General features: G+C 56.8%; 4 protein-coding genes. 2 read left to right on the top strand and 2 right to left on the bottom strand.

Annotation, left to right across the window (positions count from 1 at the left end):
• Together AC1DRJ_RS21960 and grxD are read left to right on the top strand one after the other, a co-directional pair.
• On the top strand, nt 1-2,019 hold a 2,019-nt coding region (locus AC1DRJ_RS21960), incomplete at its 5' end, for a molybdopterin oxidoreductase family protein (RefSeq protein ID WP_477803993.1).
• Nucleotides 2,020-2,116: 97 nt separating this feature from the next.
• A complete protein-coding gene (gene grxD, locus AC1DRJ_RS21955; RefSeq protein WP_477803992.1) occupies nt 2,117-2,458 on the top strand; it encodes a Grx4 family monothiol glutaredoxin in 342 nt (113 codons plus the stop codon).
• Between the two features lie 174 nt (nt 2,459-2,632).
• On the opposite strand, the gene bfr is transcribed toward grxD, so the two are convergent.
• Nucleotides 2,633-3,109, bottom strand: coding sequence for a bacterioferritin (bfr, locus tag AC1DRJ_RS21950; RefSeq protein ID WP_477803991.1), 477 nt, complete (start codon nt 3,107-3,109; stop codon nt 2,633-2,635).
• 198 nt (nt 3,110-3,307) lie between these two features.
• On the bottom strand, nt 3,308-3,520 hold a 213-nt coding region (locus AC1DRJ_RS21945), incomplete at its 5' end, for a bacterioferritin-associated ferredoxin (protein ID WP_477803990.1).

The following is a 3,520-nucleotide window of genomic DNA, read 5'->3' as shown; positions in this document are numbered from 1 at the left end:
GTGCAAATCACCTCGATCAAGGGTGACCCGCTGGATACATTCAGCCGCGGCCACATCTGCCCCAAAGCGGTGGCGCTGCAAGATATTCAGAACGATCCGGATCGTCTGCGTCAGCCTATGTTGCGTGTGGGCAGTGAATGGCAGCCTATCGCGTGGGATGACGCCTTCAGCCTCGTCGCCGAACGTCTGGCGGCGATTCAGGAACGTCACGGGCAGAACGCGGTGGCGGTGTATCAAGGTAACCCCAGCGTTCACAACTACGGGTTGATGACCCACAGCAATTACTTTCTCGGCCTGCTGAAAACCCGCAATCGCTTTTCCGCGACTTCGGTTGACCAGTTGCCGCATCACCTGACCAGTCATCTGATGTACGGCCATGGTTTTTTGTTGCCAATCCCGGACATTGATTACACCGATTTCATGCTGATCCTCGGCGGTAACCCGCTGGCTTCCAACGGCAGCATCATGACCGTGCCGGATGTGGAAAAACGCTTGAAAGCGATTCAGTCCCGGGGCGGCAAAGTGGTGGTGGTCGATCCGCGCCGCAGCGAAACCGCTGCGATGGCCGATCAACATCTGTTCGTACGCCCCGGTGGTGATGCGGCCTTGTTGTTCGGGCTGCTCAATACCTTGTTTACTGAAAAACTGACCCGTGACAGCCATTTGCCGGTGGATGGTCTGGATGATGTGCGTCAGGCCATCGCCACGTTCACCGCCGAAGCCATGAGCCCGTTGTGCGCGGTGCCGGCCGAACAGATCCGCGAACTGGCCCGGGATTTCGCGGCAGCGCCGACTGCGGTGTGTTATGGCCGCATGGGCGTCTCGACCCAAGCGTTCGGTACGCTGTGCCATTGGCTGGTGCAACTGATCAATCTAGTCACTGGCAACTTGGATCGGGTCGGTGGCGCGCTGTGCACCGAGCCAGCGGTGGACTTGGTAGCGTCCACCTCGGGCGGGCATTTCAATCGCTGGCAAAGCCGCGTGTCCGGTCGCCCGGAGTACGGTGGTGAGTTGCCGGTGTCAGCCCTGGCCGAAGAGATGCTCACCGAAGGGGAAGGGCAGGTGCGCGCGCTGATCACCGTCGCCGGTAATCCGGTGTTATCCACACCCAATGGCCGGCAACTGGAACAGGCGCTGGACGGCTTGGAGTTCATGGTCAGCGTCGACCTGTACATCAATGAAACTACGCGCTATGCCGACCTGATTCTGCCGTCGACTTCGGCACTGGAAAACGATCACTACGACACCACATTCAACATGTTCGCCGTGCGCAACGTGACACGCTTCAACCGTGCAATTCTGGCCAAGCCTGAAGGTGCCCTGCATGACTGGGAGATCTTCGTCGGCCTGGCCAAGGCGTTTGCCGCCAGGACCGGCAAGGAATTGAAGCCGACGATCGCGCCGGCGCAAATGATCGACCTTGGTTTGCGAATGGGATTCTATGGCGACGCTTCGGAACACAAACTGTCGCTGGCAACCTTGTTCGATCATCCTCATGGTGTCGATTTGGGCGCACTGAAATCCAACCTCGCGCCACGCCTGAAAACCGCCAATCAGCGCGTGCAGGCAGCGCCGCCGGAAATCCTTGCAGACCTTGCGCGCTTCGCTGCTGTAGAGGCACCCGCCGCTGATCAGTTGCTGATGATTGGCCGCCGTCATGTGCGCAGCAACAACTCGTGGATGCACAACTACCAGCGCCTGGTGAAGGGCAAGCCGCGCCATCAGTTGCTGATGCATCCGGACGACTTGGCCAGTCGTGGACTTCACGACGGCCAGCGCGTTCGGGTGAGTTCGCGGGTGGGCATGATCGAAGTAGAAGTGCTCGCCAGCCTGGACATGATGAAAGGCGTGGTGAGCCTACCGCACGGTTGGGGTCATGCGCGGCCGGGTGTGCAGATGAGGATTGCCAGTGGCCAGCCGGGTTCCAGCGCCAACGACCTGACTGACGAATGTCAGCTGGACGAGTTGTCGGGAAATGCGGCGCTAAATGGTGTGCCGGTGACGGTAGCAGCGGCGTGATCGTGTCTGTCGGGCAGACCGAGCATGGCGCTCGGGTTTCCGTTACAATGCGCCACCGAGCCGACCTCTGAGTCGGAAAGTTCAGCCGAGGTGCTCCATGGATATCATCGAAACGATTAAAGAGCAGATTGCTAACAACACCATTCTGCTTTACATGAAAGGTTCGCCGAATGCCCCGCAGTGTGGCTTCTCCGCGAAAGCCGCGCAGGCCGTGATGGCATGTGGTGAGAAGTTTGCGTACGTGGACATCCTGCAGAACCCGGAAATCCGCGCCAACCTGCCAAAATACGCCAACTGGCCAACCTTCCCGCAGCTGTGGGTTGGTGGTGAGTTGGTCGGCGGTAGCGACATCATGACCGAGATGGCTGCTGACGGTTCGTTGCAGACCACGATCAAAGCCGCTGTTGAAGCGGCTGCTGTCAACAAGACCGAAGCCTGATTGGTCGCTGTAGGAGCAAAGCTTGCTCGCGATGAACGATGACGCGGTTCATCAGTAACACCGCGTCATCGGTCATCGCTGGCAAGCCAAGCTCCTACAGGGGCATTAAAAAAGCCCCGCCTCTTTAAAAAGAGCGCGGGGCTTTTTAATGTCTCGAGTTTAGCGGGCGCTAACTTACTCGTCTTCGCCCATCTGCGATTGCAGATAGTTTTCAAGACCGACTTTATCGATCAGGCCCAGTTGGGTTTCCAGCCAGTCGATATGTTCTTCTTCGGATTCAAGAATGTCTTCGAGCAGTTCACGGCTACCGAAGTCGCCGACCGTTTCGCAATGAGCAATAGCGACTTTCAGATCGGCATGGCCGATGCGCTCGATACGCAGGTCGCACTCAAGCATTTCCTGGGTGTGTTCGCCGATCTGCAGCTTGCCCAGGTCCTGGACGTTCGGCAGGCCTTCAAGGAACAGGATGCGCTTGATCAGCTTGTCCGCGTGCTTCATCTCGTCGATGGATTCGTGGTACTCGTGCTTGCCGAGCTTGTTCAGGCCCCAATCTTCATACATGCGCGCATGCAAAAAGTATTGATTGATCGCGACCAGCTCATTGGCAAGGATCTTGTTGAGATGCTGGATGACTGTAATGTCGCCTTTCATGATGGGGTCCTGCCCTAAGTAGCTGTCTATAACGCTGAGTTTGAGCCGCGTATGTAAGAGTGTCAAACCTAAGTTATTGAAACTTATATGAAAATTAATCGGAATAAGAATGTTTGTGTTCCGCGTCTAGAGCGTAAGCAGTTGATTTTCAGGCATAAAAAAACCGGACATCAAGTCCGGTTCTTTGAAACAGGGTAATTACGCGGCAGTAAATTCTGCAGGGAACGGAATGGCTGCCTGGGCCGATTGCAATTTGGTCAGGGTTTCGCGAACCACTTCCTTTGCAAGACAAGCGCATTTGCCGCATTGGCTGGCTACGCCGGTGGCCTGACGGACTTCTTTATAGCTGCAGCAACCTTCATAGATTGCATCGCGGATTTGACCGTCGGTGACGCCAGTGCAGAGGCAGAC

It is taken from the genome of Pseudomonas sp. P5_B2 (assembly GCF_056400445.1).
This window is presented reverse-complemented; position numbering and strand designations above follow the sequence as displayed.